A 242-nucleotide genomic window follows, 5' to 3' on the forward strand; every position below is an offset into this window, starting at 1 on the left:
TACCCGTACCAGTACACCAAGAACTACGGCGATATCCAGTTCGCCAAGTTCGCCTGGGTCGGCTACAAATTCAACCCGAACCAGCAGGTGCAAGTGGGCTTGAACACGGTGCCGTTTGGTTTGCAGCCTTACTTTGGCAGCACCTTCTACGAGACCCTGGGCAACGTCATCGGCCTGGAAGACGTGCAACAGGTCGGCGCCAAATACATCCAGCAAAGCGGCGACTGGAATATCCAGGCCGG

The 242-nt window shown here is 56.6% G+C and carries 1 pseudogene; it reads left to right on the forward strand.

The features are described from left to right. Positions 1 to 242 (forward strand): annotated as a pseudogene (locus KZZ04_RS20595) (hypothetical protein); the annotation flags it as partial.

Origin of the sequence: Pseudoalteromonas sp. CR1 (genome assembly GCF_019392235.1) — a bacterium.
In the GTDB taxonomy this organism is placed as follows: Bacteria; Pseudomonadota; Gammaproteobacteria; order Enterobacterales; family Alteromonadaceae; genus Pseudoalteromonas.